Genomic DNA, 20,710 nt, shown 5'->3' with positions numbered 1-20,710 from the left:
TTAAATGGGCGCACGCCCATTCGTCCAGTGTCCGAGGGAGATTTCATGCCGACCGGGATCGCCCTGCGCGATGCGCGGGCTCAGTTGTTCGCCGCCGCCGAGCGCGTGCTCGCGCGTGCGGGAGTCAGTGGGCTGACCAGCCGGGCGGTCACCGAAGAGGCGGGCGTGGCCAAAGGAGTGCTGCATCGCCACTTCGCCGACTTCGACGATTTCCTCGCGGAGCTGATCCGCGACCGCGTCACTCTCCTCACCCAGGAGACCTCCCGGCTGGAGAAACTGGTCGGAACAGCCGATGTCGTATCCAATCTGGCCACCGCACTCACCCATATCTTCACCCCGACGGCCCTCGGCCTGATCGCCGTGATCAGCTCCCGAGACGGGGTGCGCGCCCAACTGCGGGAGACCACACCGCACGGTGTTCCGATCTTCACCGAGGCAACCGCGATGCTCTCGACCTATTTGCGCGCCGAACGCGGCATCGGCCGACTGATCCCACAGGCCGATACCGACGCCCTCGCCTTCACGCTGATCGGCACCGGGCACCTGCTGTTCGCCGGCGAACTCGGCGGCCTCCCGGATACCGACGCCGTCGAAGAGATCGTCGCCTCGATCGTCGTCGGCGCCGAGCCGGGGGTTCGCCCCTGAGTTCGCCGTGCGATCGCGCTGCGGACCGCCGCCACGGCGGTGGAGCTGCCCTACGGGTATCGCCCGCCGCCGGAGTACTACGAGGAAGTCGGATACGAAGCATGGTGGACGGGTGTCGACGCGCACACGCCGGAACCTCCCTCCGGCACCGTGGTCTATCTGGCGACGCTGTCCGCCGGGTCAGGCTTTGAGGAGCCGTCGAGTCGGGATCCCGCTGCGCGCCCCGCGCGACGGGACAGGTCGGCGAAGGCGTCCCGCAGGGGGTTCGGGCCGATGACCTCGATCTCGGTGTCGAAACGCGCCAGCGTCGCGGCCAGCGCGGCCCAGGACCAGGAACCGGTCAGCAGCCTCGTCCGGCCGGGGCCCAGTTCCTCGACCACACCGTCGCCCGCGAACGGGGACACTCGGTCGGCCGGCAGACTGAGGATCACCTCGCCCTGGCAGGGCCAGGCGTTCGCGTTCGCGGAACCTTTGAACCGGGCCGAGAGGAACGCGGCGATATCGGTACCCGGCACCTCCCGGGGTGTGAAGCGCGGCCCGTTGGGGATGCGCGGTGTCATCCGGTCGGCGCGGTAGATCCGCCAGTCCTCACGTTCGGGAACCCATCCGATGAGGTACCAGCGTCCACTCCGAACCACGAGGTGGTGGGGCTGCACCCGCCGCGGCGGGTGCAGCCCCATGTCGTTCGGCCGGGTCGGTGACCGGTAGTCGAATCGCACTTCCTCCCGGGACCGGATCGCGGCGCTCAGATCGAGCAGGACCCGAGTATCGGCTTGGGGGCCGACCCCGCGGGCGGCCCCTTCGACCGCGGTGACCTCCAGGGCGTCGACGCGCTGTCGCAGGCGGGAAGGCAGCACCTGGCTCACGGTCGCCAGGGCGCGTGCGGCAGCTTCTTCGATACCCGCCCCGGTCCCGACCGCGAGCCGCAACGCCACGGCGAGCGCGACCGCCTGCTCGTCGTCGAACAGCAGGGGCGGCAGTTCGTTCCCTGCTTCGAGCCGGTAACCACCGTCGGGTCCCTTGATCGCCTGGACGGGGTAGCCGAGCTCGCGCAGGCGATCGACATCGCGACGCACCGTGCGTGCACTGACATCGAGCCGCTGGGCGAGCACAACCCCGGGCCAGTCACGGCGGACCTGCAGCAAGGACAGCAGCGAGAGCAGGCGGCGCGAGGTCGCCGTCGATGAAGCAGTCGGCATACGGCACAGGCTGCCACAAGTAGCGGACGTTCCCTGACCGGTACTGATGCCACAGTGGCCTGCGACGCCGGAAATCCCGGCGGCGAAACCATTCCTGAAGGACGGACCACCATGTCGGTAAACGCTGTTGCCCACCTCAACTTCCACGGGCAGGCTCGTGCGGCCCTGGAGTTCTACCAGTCGGTCTTCGGCGGGCAGCTGACTCTCGCCACCTACGGCGACTTCGGAATGCCCGCCGAATTGCCCGACGCCACCAAGGTGGTGTTCGGACAGGTCGTCGCCGACAACGGGTTCCGGGTCATGGCCTACGACGTGCCGGGACGGGACGCCCCGGCCGCCCCGGGCGCGCCCATCACCCGGCGCGAGAACGGCACCACCATCACCGAGGAGCCGTCCTTCCTCTCCGTCCGCGGCGAAACCGTCGAGGAGGTCGGCGCGCTGTGGGAACAACTCTCCGCCGGCGCGACGGTCATCGAGGAATTCGGGCCGGCTCAGTGGTCTCCGGCCTTCGGGATGCTGCGCGACCGCTTCGGTATCACCTGGATCCTCGACGTCGCCGCCGAGTACGCCCAGGCCTGAACCTTCCACACCGGCGTTCCCCGGGGTGCGACCGAATCCGGTCGCACCCCGTCCCGTCACCCCGCGCCGCCCGCGAACACCGCACCGGAGAGACACCCCCATGCACACTCGGCCACTCGGACGCACCGGAATCCAGGTCAGCCCCTATGCCCTGGGAACCATGAAGTTCGGTCGATTCGGCAATCCGGACCGTGATGAGTGCGTACGCATCGTCCACCGAGCCCTCGACGCCGGGATCAACGTCATCGACACCGCCGACGTGTACGGCGGCGAGGGTGAGTCCGAGCAGATCGTCGGGAAGGCATTGCGCGGCCGCCGCGACGACGTCGTCCTCGCTACCAAATGCAACGGCCCGATGGGCCCCGGTCCCAACCAGCGCGGCAGCTCGCGGCGCTGGATCATCGCCGCCGCCGAAGCATCGCTGCGCCGCCTCGGTGTCGACCACATCGACCTCTACCAGGTCCACCACCCCGACCCCGATACCGATATCGAGGAAACCCTGAGCGCCCTGACCGATCTGCTCCGCTCGGGCAAGGTGCGGGCCATCGGCCACTCCAACCTGCCGGCCTCGGAGATCGTCGAAGCCCAATGGGTATCCGAACGCCGTGGACTGGCTCGATTCCGCACCGAACAACCGCACTACTCGATCCTCGAGCGAGGCGCCGAACGCGAGATCTTCCCGGTCTGCCGGCGCTACGGTCTCGGCACTCTGGTGTGGAGTCCACTGTCGATGGGACTACTCACCGGCCGATACCGCAGGCACGGGGGAGAAACGGCTTCCCCGGCCCTTCTGCATTGGGTTCCCCGGCATATGACCGATGAACGTAAACTCGACGCCGTCGAAACGCTCATACCGATCGCCGAGCAGGCCGGACTGTCGCTGACGCATCTGGCGCTGGCATTCGCCATCGCCCATCCCGCGGTCACCTCCGCGATCATCGGGCCACGCACGGTCGAGCAGCTGGACGATCTGCTGGCGGGGACCAGTACCTTCCTCGATGACGATCTGCTCGACCGGATCGATGAAGTCGTCCCGCCGGGAACCGATACCGGGCCGGTCGATGTGGCCTACACCCCACCGGCAATCACCGAAACCGCGCGGCGGCGGCGGCCGGTCGACGCGCGTCCCGCGGCATGACCCGCTGCTGTTGCCCCGCAGCGAACACCTCTACGGCGGTTTGGAGTCGGCCGCCTACCAGGTCGGTGAGGTGGTGGTGCGGATCGGCGCAGCCGACCGCGATCCGATCGCAATGCCGTGCCCCGGGCCGGGGTCAGGCTGTGATGGAGTCGTCGATGACCTCGGCGTCGGGGGCATGGGATCGGACCGAGGCGATGCCCTTCTTCGCCGAGTCCTTGCTCTCATAGGCTTGGCTCGCGGCGATGATCTCGCCGTTGCCGGCCTTGAGCCGCCACCGGAACTTCCCGGTCGAATCGGTGAACAGGACGAACTTGCCCGCCATGCCTACCTCCGCTCGATAAAAGCTGGATACAGCCTGGTCGAAAGCAGAATACGAGCTCATGCCCCAACGGTCCGGCAACACACCGCCCTCGGCGGCAAGTTCCCCCATCAGCCGGTTGACCAACCTGTTCGGGCAGTACAACCAGGAGGGCTTGCGCGGCTGGGTGCGCTCGACCGGGCTCGACTCGTCGGGGGCGAACCGGTCGCGTAGATCAGGTGCCCGCGAAGGTTTTCCGGTACGCCGACGGCGACATACCGAGGCCGCGCCGCATATGGTGACGGAGGTTGTCCGGTGAACCGAGCCCGGACATCTGCGCGACCTCGTCCACCGAGAGGTCGGCCGATTCCAGCAGCTCCCGAGCCCGGTCGATCCGGCGGTCGCGGATCCAGACCCCCGGTGACATCCCGGTCTCGGCACGGAACCGGCGACTGAAGGTGCGTGGGCTCATACGCGCCCGGGACGCGAGCACCGCGACGCTGAGCGGTTCGGCCAGATGGGCCAGTGCCCAGGCCCGGGTCGCTGCGGTGCTGCGTTCGTCGTCGCCGGGCACCTGGTGTTCGATGAACTGCGCCTGCCCGCCTTCGCGCCAGGGCGGTACGACGCAGTACCGGGCGACCCGGTTCGCCACGGCGGCACCGTGATCGCGCCGGATGATGTGCAGGCACAGGTCGATTCCGGCGGCCAGGCCCGCCGAGCTGAGCACCGTGCCCTCGTCGACGAACAGCACGGTCTCGTCGAGATCCACGCTGGGGAACAAGTGGCGGAAATCGCCGGCGTATCGCCAGTGGGTGGTGGCGCGGTAACCGTCGAAGACTCCCGCGGCGGCGAGTACGAAGGCGCCGGTACAGATGGATACCATCCGGGCTCCGGCGGGTACGGTCGCCAATGCTGCCGCGACCTCCGGGGTGAGGGTGCCGCCGGAACGCGCGGAGAGGTACTTCGTACCCGGAACGACCACCGTATCGGCGACCGCGAGTACTTCCGGTCCGGCCGCGGCGACCATCGAGTACCCGGAGGTGGCCGGAACGGGACCGGCGTCGAGGGAGCACGTCACGACCCGGTAGAGCGGTGTCCCGTCGTCATCGGCGGCCTCGCCGAATATCAGTGACGGGATGGTCGCGTCGAATCCGACCACCGGATCCAGCAACAGCACAGCGACCAGATGGGGTCGCCGGGGCGAATCGTCACTGGCACGATTTTCACGCATATTGTCGATTCTGCCACTGGTGGCCGACCGGGCTGCTGTCGGAAGCTGATCACCGTGAGGACGAAGATCGATTCCGGCGGCACGGTCACCCGGTCCGGCCGGCGGCCGCGACTGCATTTCGCCTGGATCGTCGCGGGCGTGAGTTTCGTGGCGATCCTCGGCGCGGCCGGGTTCCGGGCGGTGCCCAGTGTCATGATGATGCCGCTGCACCTGGAGTTCGGCTGGTCGCATGCGACGATCGGCGCCGCGATGTCGGTGAACATGGTGCTGTTCGGCGTGACCGCACCGTTCGCCGCCGCGCTCATGGACCGGTTCGGGGTCCGGCCGATCCTCACCGGCGCACTGCTGCTGATCGCCGCCGGGACCGGCGTGGGCATCATCATGACCGCGAGCTGGCAACTGGTCCTGCTGTGGGGGGTGCTGGTGGGACTCGGGACCGGATCGATTTCGATGGGTTTCGTCGCCACTGTCTCGACGCGATGGTTCGTCGCCCGGCGCGGTCTGGTCACCGGTGTGCTCACCGCGGCGAGCGCCACCGGCCAGCTCGTATTCCTGCCCGTGGTCGCCGGTGTGACCGAACGATTCGGATGGCGCTGGGCCTCGGTGATCGTGACTGTGGCGGCACTCGCGGTGATCCCGCTGGTCCTGCTGTGTATCCGGGATCGGCCCAGTGATCTCGGCATCACGGCATACGGGGGCGCTCCCGACACCGCGGACGAACCACTGCCCAACGGCACTTTCGCGGCCGCGCTCACCGGATTGGCGCAGGGTGCCCGGGTACCGGCTTTCTGGTTGCTCGCGGGCAGTTTCGCGATATGCGGGATGACGACGAACGGGCTGATCGGCACCCACTTCATCCCCGCCGCCCACGATCACGGGATGCCGGTCACCGTCGCCGCCTCGCTGCTGGCCACCATCGGGATCTTCGATGTCGCGGGCACCGTTTTCTCCGGCTGGCTCACCGACCGTGTCGACCCCCGCGTGCTGCTGGTGGTCTATTACCTCGGTCGCGGGGCGTCGCTGCTCCTGCTGCCGGCGTTGCTGTCACCCAGCGCCGCACCCAGCACCTGGGTTTTCATCGTTTTCTACGGTCTCGACTGGGTCGCGACGGTGCCACCGACGATCGCGATCTGTCGCACCTGGTTCGGTGCCTCGACTCCGGTGGTGTTCGGCTGGGTGTTCGCCGCCCATCAGTTGGGTGCCGCGGTCGCCGCGTTCGGCGCGGGCTATGTCCGCGACGCCCACGGCTCCTACGATCCGGCCTTCTATGTGGCGGCCGGTCTGTGTGTGGTGGCCGCGCTCATGTGCGGGGCCGCTCGGATGCCGGGCCCTCGCGGCCCACAGCGCGGTCTCCGGCGAGGAATTGCTCACGTGCCCGGCTCGGCGACATCCCGTAGCGCCGCGCGAACGCACCCCGGAATGCCGTCAGAGAACTGAACCCCGAGCCGCACGCGTTCCATAGCGCTCACCACGGCTGGTCACTGTGCTACCGCGTCGTATCCGGTGCGGGACGTATCAGTGGCCGATACGAGATCCGACTGTTGCCGTCCGCGGCGTGGCGCGGAGTTTGTGTCCCGCGCTCCGGGGAAAACCTCCGATGCCCGCGGGTCGTCCGCGCCCCGCACCGACGCCGGGAGAATGACATGGACTGCCGTGCGCTCGCTCTCACCGCCCTCGTCGCATGCTCCGTTCTCACCTCACCCCTCGCGAGCGCGGCTCCGGCGCCCGCTCCGATACCACCTACCGCGGCGAGCGAGCCCGCCCCGGCTCGCACCGTCATCTCGGTGCGTACCCTGACCGGCCTGCACTGGGGTACCGCCGGGGAACATCAGGTGCGTAGCGCGTTATCGCTGGCCAAGCTCTATCTCACCGATTACGCGCTGCGCCACGGTGACGGCTCGGCCACCGACCTCGTCTTCGGTGAACGGATGATCCGCCACTCCGACGATGCGGCCGCCGACGCGGTGGAAGCCAAATATCCGCAGGCCATCGCGATCGTCGCCGCGGAATACGGGCTGGCGGAAACCAGGCCGGGTGCGAGCTGGGGCAGTTCCACCACCAGCACCGCCGACGTGGCGGATTTCCTCGATGCCAAACAGCGCACCGACGCGACCTCACCGATACTGGCCTGGATGGCGACCGCGGCGCCCCGTGCCGCCGACGGTACCGAGCAGAACTGGGGTACGGCCGCGCTGCCCGGTGTCCAGGGCACCAAATGGGGGTGGTCGGACGCGGCGCCACCGGAGGTCGCTTCGGCCTCGTTCGGTCCCGGTTTCTCGGTGGCCGCGCATACCGCCGGCAGTCCCGAGGACCAGACCGCCGATGTACTCGGTGCCTTGTCGACGGTCCTCACCGAGGGTGGCGGACCGGTCGGGGCTCCGGCGCCCGCCCGACCCGGCGGCCGGTCCCCGGCACCGGTGGGGACATGGTCGGGTTGAACGTTTCCTCCCGCGCAGCACGCCGTAGGAACGGCCGGTTCACCGGCCGCGCGCCGGACCGGGGTCCGAGCAGAGTCGTAACGCGAACAGCAGATCGGTATTGCGCACATGTTCCGGTTGGTCGGCGCCGCGCAGGAGTCCGGTCCGGCGGATCCAGCTGTGGTGCCAGTGATGGAGATCCGGCACGGTCACCCCACACCCCGCGGCGCTTCGGCGCAGCCGCCTGCCCGCGCCGCCGATGGCCCCGGCGAACAGTTTCGGCGCGGGATAGGCGCGTGCTTCCTGATATGCCCGAGCATCGTGCAGCAGCGCCAGCACCGGCGGTGGTACGACCCAGACATACACGTCGGCGGCCTGCCCGTAGCCGATCGGCCCGGTGAAGACGAGCGCATCCTGCGTGAGCGCCGTACACGGTACCGAGCCGAGCTCCACCGTGGTGGCGCCGGTACAGAGCACCGTGGCGACGGCCGCCGCGTCGGCCGGGTTCGAGGTGTGCGCCCGGATCCATTCGACCGTCCCGCTGTCGATGTGCGCGGTGGTCAATCCCGGCCCCACCGAATAGTTGAGGTCCGCCGGCAGATCCAACCGCATACCGTGCAACAGGAAACCCGCCTGCGCACCCCGCAGACGGGCAATGGTGTGCCCGCGGCCCGGGCTGTCGCAGACGAGCTCGCCGAGAAACCGGTACAGCCCCAGGATCTCGCGTCGCTCGCCGGTGTTTCTCGCTTCGGGGAAACCCGGATGGGCCCGCGGGCCCCGTTGGTCCCACGGGTATCCGGTCGCGGTCCCGCCGTGCTGTGTGAGCGGGACCGGCGGGGTGCCGAGGTCCGGATGGTGCCGGCAGGGCCGGCCGGTGCGCGTGATGAACCAGCGGCAGGTCGCCTCGATACCTTCGGCGTAGACGGCGTCGACCCGGGCGAACTCCGCCGATGTCAGTCCCCGGTAGGCGTCGGCACGGAAAGTGGGGACATCGCTGTCGGGTATCCGGGGCAGCATGTCGTCTCCGACGGTCATCGCCACCTCGGCGATGCCTGCCTGCACCTCGGCTTCTCGATACCCCATCTTCCGCGTCGCAGGTTCGGGCACCGCACTCTGCGCGACCGATATGTGCTGAGTCCTGCGGGCTGTCAGCCATTGCTGTAATTGCGGTTCCGATACCCCTAGCTGTTGCGCCGCGGACCGGACAGCATCGATGGACAGTCCTCCGCTCTCGTCGAGCTGAATCAAGCGGTCCAGCACGGACGGACGCAGCGCGGAGTCGCTGGTCTCTGTCACGGCGACAACCTCCTGGGCCCGGGGGCCCAAACGATATTCCATTCTCCCTCGTTGCAGAACATTCGATCACTTACCCGGCCGCGAGGGGAGACGAACAACGAGAACTTAACCGCCGTTGACAAAGATTGTGTACTCGGAAAAGTTGCGGAATGTTGGCAGGATCGCGCGGTGGAAATGGTGAATAATTCCGGTTCACACGACTAGCCGCTGGAACTGATATCGCTGGATATAGCCCTTACGCGGTACGAACAGGTGGCCGCCGGATTGCTGACCATTGCGAATGCCGCGGCCGCCCGTGCGGCCCGCCCGGGGAGTGGCCTTACCGCCGGTCCGGTTCCAGCTCTCCGCCGGCGGCCCGCCAGTCGACCAGCCCCCCGGACATGTTCTTCGCGTCGAATCCGTACTCGATGAGCAGATTGGCGGCGCCGTAGGACCGCAGGCCGCCGGTACAGAAAGTGATCAGGAGCCGGTCGTCCGGGAGTTCCTCGCACCCTGTCGGCAGCTGTTCGAGGGGGAGATGGACCGCGCCCGGAATATGGGTGCGATTCCACTCGAACTGCCTGCGCACATCCACGATCAGCGCGCCGTCGCGGACGGCATCGATCGCCTCCTGTGCGGAAAGCGAGGGCGCGCGATACAGATAGTGGCGGATACTCATGGGAGTCGATCCTTACTTCGTCGGGGCACGACTCCGGGTCCGGCCGTGCGCGCGGAGGCCGCAGGTGTCAGGCGGCGGTGCCGGGCCGGACGATCATGAGCACTACGACGATCAGCCACAGTGTGTTGTAGCCGCCGGCGAGCATGCCAAGGGTCCGCAACCGCCGCCCGTCGTCGGGTGCTTCGAGGGCTTGTCGCTGCATGGGATGGATGGTGGTGATGATGACCGCGGCGGCGCAGGCGGTGAGGACGATCGCCAGGGTGATCCAGATTTCCCCCATACGTCCCTGGAGCACGGCGAGAGCGATACCGACGGCCGGAACCGCCAGGCCCAGCCGGGCGTAGGTGCCGGTGATCCGATGCAATACCACGGCGACAGCGGGATGGCGTTCGGGGGCCGTGTCGGCGGCAGTTTCGGCCAGTGGCGCGTACCGGGGGAACAGGCTGGTGGCGACCGCCGATCCGCCGATGAAAACGATGGCTGCCAGAACGTGGACCGACAGCAGCAGATGATGCATGAAAAGCTCCCTCTCGACCTTCAGGTAGCCTGAAGCCTAGCAGCTCCTTCAGGTTGGTTGAAGGGTGTGGGAGCGTGGTGCGGGGCACCGCGGCCGGCGGCGGCCCGGGTCTTGCTGCGCCGTCGGCCGCGGGAGTCGAAACCCGTAGGGCCCTGGGTCAGGCGGGGACCGTGTCCAGGGCCAGGGTGGCAGCGATAGCGTCGGCCAGTTCGGCGCCTTTGACCTCGAAGTGCCGGGTGAAGTAGGCCAGATGCTCGCCGTGCTCATGGAAGTGATGCGGGGTGAGCACCGCCGAGAACACCGGCACATCGGTATCGAGCTGCACCCGCATGAGCGCGTCCACCACAGTTCCGGCGACGAAATCGTGCCGGTAGATACCACCGTCGACCACCAGGGCGCAGCCGGCTACGGCAGCGTATCGGCCGGTGGACGCCAGCCGTTTGACGCGCAGGGGGATCTCGAACGCTCCGGGAACCTCGATCACGTCGATATCGGCGAATCCGTGCCCGGCCAATCCGGTTCGGCAGGCCGCTACGGCCCGGTCGACGATATCGGCGTGCCAGCGCGCGGCGACGAGAGCGATACGGTGAGGTGTGGGTGACATCGGTTTCTCCTGTTCGCTGTGTCACCCAGGGCATAGCAACGCGAACGGGAGCGACCCGCACGCGGGCTCTCCGATGCCGCGTTCTCTTTCATCCGGACTGTCACCGTCGGCTCCGGGATCACACCGGAATCTGCTCGACCCACCACATCCGAGGATGTAGTGGCGCTCGCGGGCTCGTGCACCCGGATCGATCCGGATGCCATAACCGCCGGTGGGGAATTCCGCCCCGCCCTGAGAACGTGTACAGAACGGACACTAACACGCCGTCGGCTCGCCGCGACGGCCGCCGTGATCCGCCGAGTGCCGGCGACTGCGCGACGCGTCGCGGGTCCGCGGTCCGGATATCCGCACCGGCGGTGGATACGAGCCGGAGGTTGTTGTCTCTCATGGCCTTACGCGTCTCGGCGCACGGCGGCGTCAACTCTGTTCCGCGGCCTTCTTGATACCGGCGACATGGGCTTCCCACATACCGCGCGCGTGCTCGGCGGCCTCCTCGCTCGAGTTGTTGTCCTGGGTCAGTGACAGACGTGTCTCCGTCTCCTTCCCGATCAGCTCGTAGCTGAGTGTGTGGTAGTTCTCCGGTACGTCCGGTAGGCCGCTCAGCGGGCTGAAGTGGGTCAACTTCAGCAGGCGGCCGGGGTCGGCCGCGAGGATCGTGCCCCGGTCCTCGTAGGGTCTACCTTCGTACTCGCCCCGCCAGACGATCGCGCTGCCGACTCGCCAGTCGGTGTGTACCTCGGCCCCGAACATGAACAGGCGGATCTGCGCGGGGTCGGTGAGTACCGTCCATACCCGCTCCGGTGAGGCGCTGATATCGGTTGCCGCGGTGGCGAGGTGATCGGTCACTGACCTCAACTCCTTTCGGTCCATAACTCGAACCTAGGACTGTGCCCGGCCGTGGGTCTTGTAAATAGACGTCACAGGTATCGGCGGATCGGCCGGACCACGGCCTCACGGGTGCGCTGCCAGAGCGAACGCCGTTGCCAGCGTTTTTCTTCGATGAGTTCACTGACCGACTTGTCGGCGTCGAAGTGCTCATCGAGGGTTGCGGTGAACTCCTCGTCGAGGACGACGAGCATGATCTCCTCGTCGTGTTCCAGGGATCGGCGGTTGAAATTCGTCGAACCGACCAGGGCCGCGATCCCGTCCACCGTGATGACCTTGGCGTGCATCATCGTCGGTTGGTACTGCAGAATTCGCACGCCGCAGGCGAGCAGGTCGCCGTAGAAATGCTGACCGGCCAGCTGGCAGACGCGTTTATCGGTGTGCGGGCCGGGCAGCAGGATCTCCACCTCCACGCCGCGCCGCGCGGCGGCGCAGAGCAGTTCGACGAAATACGCGTCCGGTGAGAAGTAGGCCGTGGCCAACCGCAGCCGCTGCTCGGCCGATTCGATGACCACCCGCAGCAGGGTCTGCATATCCTGCCAGCCGAGACCGGCCGATCCGCGAACCACCTGGACGATCGCCGAACCGGCAGGCTCCTGTGCGGTGAAGCGGTCGCGGTCGTCGAAGAGCTCGTCGTGGCATTCGGCCCAGTTCTGGGCGAAGGCGGCCGCGATCCCGTCCACCGACGGTCCTTCGATCCGTACATGGGTATCGCGCCATTCGTGCTCGTCGCGCGCGTCACCGCACCACTCCTCGGCGATGCCCACGCCGCCGGTGAACGCGGTCTGTTCGTCGACCACCAGCACCTTGCGGTGGCAGCGGTGGTTCTGCTCGAGCGGCGACAGGTACCGGGGTTTACGAAACCAAGCGATCTGCACGCCCGCCCGCTCCATCAGGGTCAGCAGGTCCTTCTCTATCGAACGGCTGCCGAAACCGTCCAGCAGCAGACGCACCCGCACACCGGCCGCGGCGCGTTCGGCGAGCGCACGGGCGAACCGGCGCGCGATATGGCCCTGCCAATACACGAACGTCATCATGTCGACGGTGTGCTCGGCCGCGGCGACGGCGGCGAGCATCGCCGGGAAGATCTCGTCACCGTTGCGAAGTGCGACCAGCGCGTTGCCCTCGGTAGCGGCTATCCCGAGAAGACGCTCCAGCCGCCTGCGCATCCGCACAGCCGCGGCATCTGTGTATCGGGGTGCCGATCCGGCGTGCTCGTGCAGATCGGGGGTACCGGTCATGACAACTCCTCTGCCCTGCGCATCGAGCGCGTCAACAGGGAGGGGCGTTCCCGGTACACACGACTTCAACCGGCCCTGTGGTATCGCCCACGCCTCAGGATCTGTGAGGTTCTACCGGGCCGCCGCGGCCTGCTGTCCGGCGATACGCCCGAAAACCGATCCGTTGGTGAGTCCCGATCCGCCCGGGTAGTTGAAGTAGAAGATCCCGCCGACGATCTCGCCGGCCGCGAACAATCCCGGAATCGGGACCTGGTTGCTGTCGATGACCTGCGCGTCGGTGTTGATGCGCAGACCGCCGAATGTGAATGTGATTCCGCATGTCACCTGGTACGCCTCGAACGGGCCCTCATCCAGCGTGTTGGCCCAGTTCGTCTTACCGACGGAGAGGCCGCTCGTCCCGCGGCCGTCCTTGACGTTGGGATCGAAACGCGTGTTCGTGTCGACTGCCGCGTTGTAGGCTCGGACCTCGTCGAGGAAGCCTTGCGGGTCGACACCTTCGAGCTTCGTCGCGAGGGCCTCCAGCGTCGGCGCGGTGACCTTGGTGACCTGGCGGATCCGGTACTCGTCCCGCAGCAGGTGGGTCACCTTCTGGTCGAAGATCTGCCACGCCATCTGCCCCGGCTGCTCGAGAATCCGCCGACCGTACTTGGCGTAGGTGTAGTTCCGGAAGTCTGCGCCTTCGTCCAGGAATCGGCGACCGTGGGCGTTGACCATGATGCCGAAGGGGTAGCTGTGCTTCTGGAAGTTGTCGCCCACGGTCAGATCGCCGAATTCCGGTGCGTTGCGTTCCCAGCCCACGGCGTGGCAGCCCGACCAGTTGCCGGTCGGGCTTGCGCCGATATCCAGCGCCATGCGGTGGCCGTCGCCGGTGTTGTACATCGTGCCGCGGACCTTCGCCAGGTCCCATGACCGGCCGAGGTAGCGGGTTCGCCATTCGGCGTTGGCCTGGAACCCGCCCGATGCGAGAACGACGGAATCCGCTCGTTCCTCGCGAGTGTGCCCGTTGTGCTTGACCACCACTCCGGTCACGCCCGTATCGTCGGTCAGCAGAGCGGTGACGTGGGAGTCGTACTCGATTTCGATGCCTTCGCGTTCCGCGCTCTTGGCGAGGTAGTCGACCAGGCCGGGGCCGCCACCGTTGACCTCGACGGTCAGCCCGCCCCAGAACTTGAACCGCCCGTCGACCTTGAATGCCTGGCGTCCGTAGATCGGGATGAACCGCACGCCCTTCTCCCGCATCCAGAGCAGAGTCGGGTAGCTGTTCTCCACCAGAGTGCTCGACAGCTCGGGATCGGTCCGATACTCGGTCACCCGCGCCAGATCGTCGAGGAAATCTCCGGTGGAATACGAACCGAAGTCGGTGATGGCGATCTCCGCGTCGGTCAGGTCGGGCATCAGCCGGCGCAGGTCGTCCACGCCGTTGTATGCCACTCGCATCGCCCCGGCCGTGAAAGCGGTGTTGCCGCCACGCAGCGTGCGTTCCGCGCGCTCGAGAACCAGAACTTCCGCCCCGTTCTCACGAGCCGACAGTGCCGCGCAGAGGGCGGCGTTCCCGGCCCCGACCACGATCACACGTTTCTCGTTCATTATTCGCAATCCCTTCTACCTCGGTATCTCCGGCGAATCGCGCCGGTTGTTCGCCCGGGAACCCGGTGAGCGCCCTCCTCGCTCCGTGGGTCCTCGCGATCGATCGGCTCCGGCGAGCGAAGTGGACCGGATCACAACCATGGCGACCGCCTCAATGTATACCACTGTGTACAAATTGTGTGTACATGTTGACAGCTTGTATACATCAGAATACCGTATGCGCTGTGAGCTACGACACCTCGCTCCGACAGCACTCGGCCGGTCCGCTCTACTGCGGGCCGGCCCGGTGCTGCCGGGGGCGAACGCGCAGCGGCGCGAGCCGTCGGGCCACAGTCACATTCGAAGGAGAGCACCACATGATCAACGAAGACCCACCTCGGGGCACGGGCACGTTGCCGACGACAGCGGCGGCGCCCCCCACGATGCGGGAAGCGTCCAAGGTGGCACGGGCCGCGTTCATCGGCACCACCATCGAGTGGTTCGACTTCTACCTGTATGCCAGCGCCGCCACTCTGGTGTTTCCGCAGAAATTCTTCCCCGGCCTCGGGCCCGCCGGCGGAGCGCTCGCCTCGTTCGCCACTCTCACCGTGGCCTTCGTCGCCCGGCCGGTCGGCGGCCTCATCTTCGCGCACTTCGGCGACCGGGTCGGCCGTAAGGCAACTCTGGTCGCGTCGCTGCTGCTGATGGGCGTGAGCACCTGCCTGGTAGGTCTTCTTCCCACTTACGAGTCGATCGGCGCACTGGCGCCGATCGCACTGGTACTTCTGCGTTTCGTCCAGGGAGCCGCGGTCGGTGGCGAGTGGGGCGGTGCGGTACTGATGGCGACCGAGTTCGCGCCACCGACCTCGCGCGCACGTCTTGCCAGCTGGCCGCAGCAGGGCGTCACCGCCGGACTCATCCTGTCCACGGCCGTCCTGCTCCTCGTCACCACCACAATTCCGAGTGAGGCCTATCTCGACTGGGGCTGGCGGATCCCGTTCATCGGAAGCCTCCTCCTGATCGTGGTGGGCCTGGTGATGCGTTTGAAAGTCCGCGAGTCTCCGGTGTTCGCGGCCGCCCGGCAAGCCGCACAGACGGAGTCCGACGGTCAGCTGCCGATCCTCGAAGTCTTCCGCCGCCACACCCGCAAGACGGTTCTGGCCTCCGTTGCGTATATCGCCGTCAGCACGACGTTCTACATTGCCTTCGTGTACCTGCTCTCGCACGCGACCAGCGACCTCGAGATCAGTAAGACCGCGGCGCTGACAGCGATCCTGGTGGCGGCGTGCTTCTACTCGGCCGGGATCATGGTGTCGGCGTGGATCGCGGACGTATGGGGCCGCCGGCCGGCGTTGCTCATCGGCCTGATCGGTGCACTGGTGACGAGCGTTCCCATGCTTCTGCTGGTGCAGACGGGAGATCCGGTCCTGTTCGCAGCGGGTTTATCGCTCTTCTCCGTTCTGGTCGGTATGAGTTACGCGCCGATCGGCGTGTATTTCGCCGAGCTCTTCCCCACGGCTGTCCGGTACTCCGGTATGACTGCGACGAATCAGGTCGGCTCGCTGTTCGGTGCTGCGATCGCCCCCTTCGTCGCCGCCGCGCTCTACCAGGCGTTCGGCATGGTCGCGGTGGGTATCTACTTGATCATGGTGACCGCTGTGAGCGCTGTGGCCGTCGCGTTCCTCGGCGAGACCCGGGGCACGGAGATCGAGCGATGACCACCGCGGATGTGCTCGGACGCGCATGCGAGACGGTGAGTGCGCTCGAGCTGGATCGGGTCCCGCCCGAATCGATCGAGAAAGCCTTGCGGATCATCGCCGACTGTTTCGCGGTTTCGGTGGCCGGCCACCGGACCGAGCCGATGTCGGCGCTCGTAGCAGCCGATACGAAAGGCGGTCTCGTCACCGGCGGTACGGAGCGGAATCCATTCCATCGATCGACCGTATGGGGCGGCGGGCGAGCTCCGGCCCACCACGCGGCCTTCCTCAACGCGACGGCCGGAAGCTTCCTCGAGCTCGACGAGGGGATGCGACCGACGGGTCATCCCGGTATGCAGCTCGTTCCTGCCGCGATCGCCGTCGCGGAGGAGGTGCATGCGTCCGGGACCGAACTCTTACGTGCGGTGATCGCCGGTTACGAACTCAGCGCCCGATTGTTCCGCGCTGTCCGGCTCCGTCCTGGTGCGCACCCGCACGGCCATGTGGGTGCTCTCGGTGCGGCGCTGGCGGTCTCGATGGTGCGCGGTACGGATATCCGAGCGGCTACCGCGATCGCCTCGACTCTGCCGCTGGCTTCCACTTGGCAGGCCTGTTACGACGGTGCGACCGCGCGCAATGCTTATATGGGGCACGCGGCCGCGGTCGGTGTGCGGTCCAGCGATCTGGCGCGCGCGGGTTTCACCGGTTCCTTCGCGTCCTTCGGCTTCTCACTCGGTGAACTGCTCGGCGAGGGTCTGGACGAAACCGCGCTGGCCGACGAGTTGAGGTACGAGAAATTGGCGATCGACGCGGGTTACTTCAAAGTGCACAGTGCCTGCGCGCTGACACATACCGCGATCGACGCCGCGCTCGACCTCCTCGAGTCGGAACCCCTCGCCCCGGATGCGATCACGAGCGTGCGGATCGACACCGTGGCAGCGGTACGCAAGGTCGATATCGAGGAGGTGCCGAACGACCTGTCCTGCCGATTCTCTATTTCGTACGCGGTCGCGGCGGCCCTGGCCACCGGGACGAGCGGCCCCGAGGCATTCCGTTTCCGACCGGATATCGCCGCACTCGCCCGGCGGGTCGAGGTTCATGTGGATCCGCAGCTGGAAGAGCGCTGGCCGGTATCTTCCCCGGCGCGGGTTCGTGTCGAAGTGGACGGCCGGGTCCTCGAGTCTCTGGTCGAGAACCCCACCGGCCACCCGCCGCGCGTTCTGTCCCGGGAGGTGCATTTCGAGAAGTTCGCCGCCGCGATCTCGGATCCGGACCGTGCGCGGGATGCGTGGGCGCGGATCATGGATCTCCCGCGTCTCGACGACGCCGGCTCACTGCTGGGATGGTGACTATATGTCCGAGCAGCTGACTGTCCTGGGCACAGGTGGCACGATCTCCACGCTCCCCGGCGCCGACGGCGCCATCCCGCGAATGACCGCGGACGAGCTGGCGAGTTCGCTGGGTGTGGACCGAATCCGCTCGAAAGATGTCTTCACCCGGTCATCGCGCGAGATCGGCCCCGCAGAGGCATGGATCCTGGCCTCGGCGATCGAGGACGAAATCCGTGGTGGCGCTACCGGTGTAATCGTGACGCACGGGACGGATACGATCGAAGAAACCGCGTACGCACTGGCTCTGCTGGTCGACGCACGCATTCCCATCGTCCTCACCGGAGCTATGCGCTCACCGCATATGCCCGGTGCCGACGGATCGGCAAACCTGCGTGCCGCGGCCTGTACGGCGTCGTGTGCGGAGGTCGCCGATTACGGTCCGGTCGTCGTGCTGCACGACGAGATCCATCTCGCGTCGCTGGTCACCAAAACCCACGGGGTGAGTGTCGCCGCGTTCACCTCGCCGGCAGCGGGACCGGTCGGGCGAATCGTGGAGAACGAGCCGCTTCTTCTCCTCGGGCCCCCGCGCCGAAAAGCCCTGCTTTCACGGCGGGCGGGGCCCGCGAAACGCGTCGAGATCGTGAACGTATGTGGCGGGGACGACGGACTCGCCGTCGAGAGCGCGGCACAGCGATCCGACGGAATCGTGCTCGCGGGCACCGGTGCCGGCCACGTATCCGCGGCCGCGGCGGCTGCCGCCCAGCGAGCGGTCGCCGATGGCATCCCGGTGGTGTTCACGAGCAGATGCGCAGACGGGCTGACACTCGCCGGGACCTACGGCGGCCCCGGTTCGGAGACGGAGCTGCTGCGAGCGGGCCTGGTCCGCAGCAGGTTCCTGAACCCCGCGAAAGCACGACTCCGCCTGCTCTTCGGGTTGTCCGCAGGCCTCGAGCCCGACGAACTCTTCCCCTCGACCGAAAAGGGAGCCTCCTGATGACCTCGAGAGATTTCATCGGCTACGGTGCCCACCCTCCCGACTTCACCTGGCCGAACGGCGCTCGTGTCGCGGTCGATGTGGTGCTGAACTATGAAGAGGGCGGCGAGCGGAACATCCTCGACGGTGACGCGGCCCGGGAGACGCTCCTCGAAGCGCACTACTCGGTGCCCGACGGAGACCGTGAGCTGTTCGCCGAGTCGACCTTCGAGTACGGCAGCAGAGTCGGTGTGTGGCGGGTGATCGACGCGCTCGACGAGGTCGGTGTGGCGCCGACGATCTTCGCCACTGCGCTTGCCCTGGAACGTAATCCGGCGGCCACCGAAGCGTTCCTGGCACGGGGATGCGATATCGTCGGTCACGGGTACCGCTGGATCCCGCACGCGCATCTGTCCGTAGCGGAGCAGCGTCGTGATATCGAACTCGCGGTGACGACGATCCGCCGGCTCACCGGGAAACAGATCAACGGGTGGTTCACCCGACCACCGAACACCGTTCACACCCGCTCCCTCCTGGCAGCCGCCGGAGTGACCTATGACGCGGGCTCGATCAGTGACGATCTGCCCTACTACGAGGATGTCGACGGGAAACCGTTTCTGATCGTCCCTTACTCCCTGGATGTGAACGACACCAAGTTCTACAAAGGGCAGTTCTTCACAGGACGCGATTTCGCCGACTACGCGATCGACGGGCTCGGCGCAGCACTGGCCGGGCGCCGTCCGACCGTCTACTCGATCGGACTGCATGCCCGGATCATCGGGCGCCCCGCCCGGCTGGCCGGTCTGCGCCGGGTACTCGACCACCTTGCCTCGCGCGACGACATCTGGATCGCAGGCCGGGACGACATCGCCTCCTTCTGGCGCGACACCTTCCCTCCACCGGAGGGCTGATTCTCCGGCAATGCGCAGAGCACGCTTCGGGGTGCCGACCGAACACGAGAGGAGTACAGGACTGCTCATCATCGACTACCTGCGGGACGGGCGGAACCGCCCGCCCGGGTGGTGTTCGGACGCCGGCGCGAGCGCATGGGCCCCGGAACGGTTGTGAAGGCTAACGTACCCTCGAACCGTAGGAGGACTGATGAGTACGACCGTATACGAGCGACTGCGAGGTGCCATCCTCGATGGCACGTTGCCGCCCGGACAGATGGTCTCCGAGAATCAACTCGCGAACGAATTCGGCGCCTCACGTACCCCGGTGCGCGAGGCGCTGCACCGCCTCGAAGTCGAGATGCTCGTCGAACGCATCGGCCGGACAGTCCGTGTGCGTACCACGAGTCCCGAAGAGATTCTCGATATCTACGAAGTGCGCATCACCCTCGAAGGCGCGGCAGCGAGAGGTGCTGCTCTGCGCGCGACCGAGTTCGATCGCGCGCGCCTGCGCGCGGCGAACGCGTCCATGCGCGCGGCGGGAAACGACCCCGGAGAGCGAGCGGCCACGAACCGGGAATTCCACGAGACGCTCTGGCACGCGAGCCACAGCCCCACGCTGGTGGACCTGTTGAAACGCCTGAATGTCCACCTCATCCGCTATCCGACCACCACCCTCGAGGACGACGAACGCTGGCGCACGGTCCTCGTCGAGCACGACGCCATGATCGAGGCCATCGAGAAGCGGGACGTCGCGCGTGCGCAATCGCTCGCCGAATCCCATATGACCGGCGCCCGTGAAGTCCGGCTCGAGATGATGACGCAGCGAGTCGCGAAAGGTGTGCATCGGGAAGGCGACAGCTGACCGAGCTGCCCACCGCGCGGTAATCCGGCGCGGAGTGTCTGCACAGGTCAGCGCCCGGTCGTGGGCATCCACGGTGGCCATGCCGTCCGCGCGGGCCGGTGCATACGGCCGCATGAGCGAGGGCAGGGGAGGCGGCGCAACGATCCTGCGCGCCCGGCGCCGCGAGCGCGCGCAGACGTCGAGGGGCCGACCACGGGCCACCCGCAGATCTCGATTGAGCGCCACGACCGCCGATGCCCGAAATTGCAGAACCCATGACCGGGCCCGGGGCGAAACGGTCCACGGACACCCCTACTGGCAGGATCTTGCAACGTGAACGTGTCAGAACTCGTCTACAACGTCGTGGTCGTGACCCACCTGCTGGGTATGGCGGCAGTGGTCGGCGGATATGCCGCCGGGCGGCCCACCGTGAACGAGGTGATGGTCTGGGGTGCTCGCGCGCAGATCATCTCCGGTGTGGTTCTGGTGGGTTTGGCCGAATCGCTGACCTCCCTGGACAAAGACCTGAACATGGTGAAGATCGGGGTGAAACTCGTGATCTCGGTGCTGGTCGCCGCCTTCGCGGAGATCGGCCGGGCCGACGCGAAACGTGGGAAGGATCCCGCATGGATGCCGGACGCCGCGGGCGGGCTGGCGATCGTGAATGTGCTGATCGCCGCTCTCTGGACCTGATCCGGGTC

At 67.2% G+C, this 20,710-nt stretch carries 21 protein-coding genes and 1 riboswitch; of the genes, 11 read left to right on the top strand and 10 right to left on the bottom strand.

All coding sequences use genetic code 11. The features are described 5' to 3' along the window. Window positions 1–45 precede the first annotated feature (45 nt). Window positions 46–645, top strand: a complete 600-nt coding sequence (locus IEY68_RS01320) for a TetR/AcrR family transcriptional regulator (protein WP_058855807.1) — start codon at window positions 46–48, stop codon at window positions 643–645. A 155-nt stretch (window positions 646–800) separates the two neighbouring features. Here the strand turns inward: IEY68_RS01320 and IEY68_RS01315 are convergent, their stop codons facing one another. Next, window positions 801–1,844 carry a helix-turn-helix transcriptional regulator gene (locus IEY68_RS01315; RefSeq protein WP_062995713.1) on the bottom strand — a complete coding sequence of 348 codons (1,044 nt, stop codon included), beginning with the start codon at window positions 1,842–1,844 and terminating at the stop codon, window positions 801–803. 111 nt (window positions 1,845–1,955) lie between these two features. Here IEY68_RS01315 and IEY68_RS01310 point away from each other — a divergent pair, with 111 nt between their 5' ends. Both IEY68_RS01310 and IEY68_RS01305 read left to right on the top strand, forming a co-directional pair. After that, window positions 1,956–2,423: a VOC family protein gene (locus tag IEY68_RS01310; RefSeq protein WP_058855808.1), complete on the top strand. Its 468-nt coding sequence runs from the start codon at window positions 1,956–1,958 to the stop codon at window positions 2,421–2,423. Between the two features lie 100 nt (window positions 2,424–2,523). Continuing rightward, window positions 2,524–3,561 (top strand): aldo/keto reductase, encoded by a 1,038-nt coding sequence (locus IEY68_RS01305; protein ID WP_058855666.1) that lies wholly within the window; start codon window positions 2,524–2,526, stop codon window positions 3,559–3,561. Between the two features lie 133 nt (window positions 3,562–3,694). Here the strand turns inward: IEY68_RS01305 and IEY68_RS01300 are convergent, their stop codons facing one another. Both IEY68_RS01300 and IEY68_RS01295 read right to left on the bottom strand, forming a co-directional pair. Then, window positions 3,695–3,883: a YegP family protein gene (locus IEY68_RS01300; protein ID WP_058855667.1), complete on the bottom strand. Its 189-nt coding sequence runs from the start codon at window positions 3,881–3,883 to the stop codon at window positions 3,695–3,697. Between the two features lie 211 nt (window positions 3,884–4,094). Then, window positions 4,095–5,090 (bottom strand): GlxA family transcriptional regulator, encoded by a 996-nt coding sequence (locus tag IEY68_RS01295; protein ID WP_058855668.1) that lies wholly within the window; start codon window positions 5,088–5,090, stop codon window positions 4,095–4,097. A 54-nt stretch (window positions 5,091–5,144) separates the two neighbouring features. Here IEY68_RS01295 and IEY68_RS01290 point away from each other — a divergent pair, with 54 nt between their 5' ends. Next, complete coding sequence (locus tag IEY68_RS01290) at window positions 5,145–6,527, top strand: MFS transporter (protein WP_229718555.1); 1,383 nt, start codon at window positions 5,145–5,147, stop codon at window positions 6,525–6,527. A gap of 347 nt (window positions 6,528–6,874) precedes the next feature. Next, window positions 6,875–7,528 carry a hypothetical protein gene (locus IEY68_RS01285; protein WP_189093966.1) on the top strand — a complete coding sequence of 218 codons (654 nt, stop codon included), beginning with the start codon at window positions 6,875–6,877 and terminating at the stop codon, window positions 7,526–7,528. 39 nt (window positions 7,529–7,567) lie between these two features. On the opposite strand, the gene IEY68_RS01280 is transcribed toward IEY68_RS01285, so the two are convergent. The 7 genes from IEY68_RS01280 to tcuA all read right to left on the bottom strand — a co-directional run bounded on the left by IEY68_RS01280 (window position 7,568) and on the right by tcuA (window position 14,295). Further along, entirely contained in the window at window positions 7,568–8,803 is a 1,236-nt protein-coding gene (locus IEY68_RS01280; RefSeq protein WP_156426263.1) for a hypothetical protein, read from the bottom strand. Window positions 8,804–9,122: 319 nt separating this feature from the next. Next, window positions 9,123–9,461 (bottom strand): rhodanese-like domain-containing protein, encoded by a 339-nt coding sequence (locus IEY68_RS01275; RefSeq protein WP_058855671.1) that lies wholly within the window; start codon window positions 9,459–9,461, stop codon window positions 9,123–9,125. 67 nt (window positions 9,462–9,528) lie between these two features. After that, window positions 9,529–9,978 carry a hypothetical protein gene (locus tag IEY68_RS01270; protein ID WP_058855672.1) on the bottom strand — a complete coding sequence of 150 codons (450 nt, stop codon included), beginning with the start codon at window positions 9,976–9,978 and terminating at the stop codon, window positions 9,529–9,531. Between the two features lie 157 nt (window positions 9,979–10,135). Next, on the bottom strand, window positions 10,136–10,582 hold the full coding sequence (locus IEY68_RS01265) for a 6,7-dimethyl-8-ribityllumazine synthase (protein ID WP_058855673.1): 447 nt from the start codon (window positions 10,580–10,582) through the stop codon (window positions 10,136–10,138). A 76-nt stretch (window positions 10,583–10,658) separates the two neighbouring features. Beyond that, window positions 10,659–10,825: riboswitch (FMN riboswitch) on the bottom strand. Window positions 10,826–10,999: 174 nt separating this feature from the next. Continuing rightward, complete coding sequence (locus IEY68_RS01260; RefSeq protein ID WP_082681466.1) at window positions 11,000–11,428, bottom strand: SRPBCC domain-containing protein; 429 nt, start codon at window positions 11,426–11,428, stop codon at window positions 11,000–11,002. A gap of 71 nt (window positions 11,429–11,499) precedes the next feature. Next, on the bottom strand, window positions 11,500–12,708 hold the full coding sequence (locus IEY68_RS01255; protein ID WP_058855675.1) for a phospholipase D-like domain-containing protein: 1,209 nt from the start codon (window positions 12,706–12,708) through the stop codon (window positions 11,500–11,502). 111 nt (window positions 12,709–12,819) lie between these two features. Then, on the bottom strand, window positions 12,820–14,295 hold the full coding sequence (tcuA, locus tag IEY68_RS01250) for an FAD-dependent tricarballylate dehydrogenase TcuA (protein WP_058855676.1): 1,476 nt from the start codon (window positions 14,293–14,295) through the stop codon (window positions 12,820–12,822). A gap of 356 nt (window positions 14,296–14,651) precedes the next feature. Here tcuA and IEY68_RS01245 point away from each other — a divergent pair, with 356 nt between their 5' ends. From IEY68_RS01245 to IEY68_RS01220, 6 genes are all read left to right on the top strand, one after another. Continuing rightward, complete coding sequence (locus tag IEY68_RS01245; protein WP_062995711.1) at window positions 14,652–15,992, top strand: MFS transporter; 1,341 nt, start codon at window positions 14,652–14,654, stop codon at window positions 15,990–15,992. After that, window positions 15,989–17,320, top strand: coding sequence for an MmgE/PrpD family protein (locus IEY68_RS01240; protein ID WP_058855678.1), 1,332 nt, complete (start codon window positions 15,989–15,991; stop codon window positions 17,318–17,320). Before IEY68_RS01245 ends, IEY68_RS01240 begins: the two co-directional genes overlap by 4 nt. Window positions 17,321–17,324: 4 nt before the next feature. After that, entirely contained in the window at window positions 17,325–18,296 is a 972-nt protein-coding gene (locus IEY68_RS01235; protein ID WP_062995710.1) for an asparaginase, read from the top strand. Continuing rightward, the gene (locus IEY68_RS01230) at window positions 18,296–19,186 is read left to right on the top strand and encodes a polysaccharide deacetylase family protein (protein WP_058855681.1); all 891 of its coding nucleotides are present in this window, start codon (window positions 18,296–18,298) and stop codon (window positions 19,184–19,186) included. The genes IEY68_RS01235 and IEY68_RS01230 overlap by 1 nt, the downstream gene beginning before the upstream one ends. 190 nt (window positions 19,187–19,376) lie before the next feature. Further along, a complete protein-coding gene (locus tag IEY68_RS01225) occupies window positions 19,377–20,030 on the top strand; it encodes a GntR family transcriptional regulator (RefSeq protein WP_058855682.1) in 654 nt (217 codons plus the stop codon). A 366-nt stretch (window positions 20,031–20,396) separates the two neighbouring features. Then, window positions 20,397–20,702: a hypothetical protein gene (locus IEY68_RS01220; protein ID WP_058855809.1), complete on the top strand. Its 306-nt coding sequence runs from the start codon at window positions 20,397–20,399 to the stop codon at window positions 20,700–20,702. Window positions 20,703–20,710 lie beyond the last annotated feature (8 nt).

The organism is Nocardia jinanensis, assembly GCF_014645735.1.
Taxonomy (GTDB): Bacteria; Actinomycetota; Actinomycetes; order Mycobacteriales; family Mycobacteriaceae; genus Nocardia; species Nocardia jinanensis.
The sequence above is the reverse complement of the archived record's forward strand: the minus strand, read 5'-3'. Positions and strand labels throughout refer to the sequence as shown.

Excerpts from the sequence above, each read along its gene's own strand:
- IEY68_RS01320 (WP_058855807.1), top strand. The coding sequence starts at position 46 with ATGCCGACCGGGATCGCCCTGCGCGATGCGCGGGCTCAGTTGTTCGCC.
- IEY68_RS01315 (WP_062995713.1), bottom strand. The coding sequence starts at position 1,844 with ATGCCGACTGCTTCATCGACGGCGACCTCGCGCCGCCTGCTCTCGCTG.
- IEY68_RS01310 (WP_058855808.1), top strand. The coding sequence starts at position 1,956 with ATGTCGGTAAACGCTGTTGCCCACCTCAACTTCCACGGGCAGGCTCGT.
- IEY68_RS01305 (WP_058855666.1), top strand. The coding sequence starts at position 2,524 with ATGCACACTCGGCCACTCGGACGCACCGGAATCCAGGTCAGCCCCTAT.
- IEY68_RS01300 (WP_058855667.1), bottom strand. The coding sequence starts at position 3,883 with ATGGCGGGCAAGTTCGTCCTGTTCACCGATTCGACCGGGAAGTTCCGG.
- IEY68_RS01295 (WP_058855668.1), bottom strand. The coding sequence starts at position 5,090 with ATGCGTGAAAATCGTGCCAGTGACGATTCGCCCCGGCGACCCCATCTG.
- IEY68_RS01275 (WP_058855671.1), bottom strand. The coding sequence starts at position 9,461 with ATGAGTATCCGCCACTATCTGTATCGCGCGCCCTCGCTTTCCGCACAG.
- IEY68_RS01270 (WP_058855672.1), bottom strand. The coding sequence starts at position 9,978 with ATGCATCATCTGCTGCTGTCGGTCCACGTTCTGGCAGCCATCGTTTTC.
- IEY68_RS01265 (WP_058855673.1), bottom strand. The coding sequence starts at position 10,582 with ATGTCACCCACACCTCACCGTATCGCTCTCGTCGCCGCGCGCTGGCAC.
- IEY68_RS01255 (WP_058855675.1), bottom strand. The coding sequence starts at position 12,708 with ATGACCGGTACCCCCGATCTGCACGAGCACGCCGGATCGGCACCCCGA.
- tcuA (WP_058855676.1), bottom strand. The coding sequence starts at position 14,295 with ATGAACGAGAAACGTGTGATCGTGGTCGGGGCCGGGAACGCCGCCCTC.
- IEY68_RS01245 (WP_062995711.1), top strand. The coding sequence starts at position 14,652 with ATGATCAACGAAGACCCACCTCGGGGCACGGGCACGTTGCCGACGACA.
- IEY68_RS01240 (WP_058855678.1), top strand. The coding sequence starts at position 15,989 with ATGACCACCGCGGATGTGCTCGGACGCGCATGCGAGACGGTGAGTGCG.
- IEY68_RS01235 (WP_062995710.1), top strand. The coding sequence starts at position 17,325 with ATGTCCGAGCAGCTGACTGTCCTGGGCACAGGTGGCACGATCTCCACG.
- IEY68_RS01230 (WP_058855681.1), top strand. The coding sequence starts at position 18,296 with ATGACCTCGAGAGATTTCATCGGCTACGGTGCCCACCCTCCCGACTTC.
- IEY68_RS01225 (WP_058855682.1), top strand. The coding sequence starts at position 19,377 with ATGAGTACGACCGTATACGAGCGACTGCGAGGTGCCATCCTCGATGGC.
- IEY68_RS01220 (WP_058855809.1), top strand. The coding sequence starts at position 20,397 with ATGGCGGCAGTGGTCGGCGGATATGCCGCCGGGCGGCCCACCGTGAAC.